The sequence below is a fragment of the Flavobacteriales bacterium genome (genome assembly GCA_013214975.1).
In the GTDB taxonomy this organism is placed as follows: Bacteria; Bacteroidota; Bacteroidia; order DT-38; family DT-38; genus DT-38.
The window spans coordinates 1-1,660 of the sequence record JABSPR010000070.1; the positions used below are offsets into that span (position 1 = coordinate 1).

The following is a 1,660-nucleotide window of genomic DNA, read 5'->3' on the forward strand; positions in this document are numbered from 1 at the left end:
TAAATTCTTTTTACTCAATACTGTTAATGGTATTTTCTGGACGTTCATGCATGCATACCTTGGCGCAATTTTAGCCAGTTTTATAATCGCCTATGTTATCGTTAAAATCACACCAAATATCCTGAAGAAAAATATTAATTGGAAATTCTATGCTCTACTTATTGGGCAAAGCCTAATTCCTTTAATCGTGTATTTGGTGTTTGTTAGAATAACCGACGTCCACCTCGCTCGAACATCAAACCCTTATGGATTCTTCTCTTATTGTGCTGACATGGAATCCGTATTTCTTCCAAGTAGAGAACCCCTCGCTCCCTTTTTCAAATCAATACTACCCAAGTATGGTCAGGAATGGGAAGGGGTCAGCTATGTAGGGATAGTATCAATTTTAACGCTCATATTAATTATATATGGCTACATAAAAAAAAGCCTTACGAAGAGTCCTAGTAATCTATTCGATAACTATTTCAACAGTCCCCATCTGCGAAATATGTTAATTGCAAGTTTTATTGTTTTGATGTTTTCTATGGCTTATCCCTTCAGGTGGGGAATGCGCGAATTAATCGATTATTTGGGTTTCATAAAGCAATTTCGATCGCCAGGAAGATTTGCTTGGGTTTTCTTTTTAGTAGTAAATGTTTTAGCAATTACCATCATTGATAAAATAATTAATGAAGCCATCAGCAATAAAAAAAAGACTCTCGGTTACTTTCTGCTTGTGTTAACCTTTTTTATCTATGGCAAGGAAGGATATAGCTTTCACAAAATAGCGTCGAAGCAAATAACAAAAAGCGAAAATGTATTCGACAAGTCTCAACTTACAGAATCATATAGCAATGTACTTGCGCATATTGATCCGGACAGGTTTCAAGCCATACTCCCCTTCCCCTTTTATTGCATCGGTTCAGAAAATTTCGGACTAGAAGGTTCCAACCAAAGTTCAGTTGCTTCTAAGATTATTTCATTCCACACATCCCTCCCAATAATGGCTGCACACTCCGCTAGAGGATCTATACTTGAAAGTAAAAAGCTAATGCAAATTCTCACTCCAAATTTCTATGAAAAGAAAATTCAAGACGACATATTAAGTAACAAAGAGTTTCTAATAGTTTGTACTAAAGAACAAATCGGCATTAATGAAAAGCGCATACTAAACAAAGCAACTCCTCTTTACGAAGAAGGCGAAATCCATCTCTTTTCTATATTGAAAGAGGATTTATTCGGAGAAGAAAACACGGCTTCTATAAACGAATTCAATAATATTAAGGACTCTCTTCTGTACAAGAATGGATTCTTATCTACCGATTCATCTCTTGTACTCTATAACGATTTCGATGACCAAGAAAGCAACATTACTTTTAGAGGTAAAGGAGCTTATAGTGGGGATTTGAAAGGGTGGCATAATTTAGCTCTAATACCAAACTCTGATATGGTAGTTGGAATCAAATATGAATTTAGATTCTGGATGTATTGTGGAGGCAAAAATGGTGGCCAAGACATGCTAGCCGGTATAGTAGCAGTAGCCTCAATAACTAATGGTAAAGAGAGTTGGATATCAACAAAAGGCCCTCGGAATTCCGAAACAATTGTGGGAGACTGGGTAATGATTGAGATCGAATTTGAATACAAAGATTCGAATTCAGATATCAAACTCATTATTAAA

At 35.9% G+C, this 1,660-nt stretch carries 1 protein-coding gene; it reads left to right on the forward strand.

All coding sequences use genetic code 11. The features are described from left to right. A partial coding sequence (locus HRT72_03360) for a hypothetical protein (GenBank protein NQY66746.1) occupies window positions 1-1,660 on the forward strand: 1,660 nt, incomplete at both ends.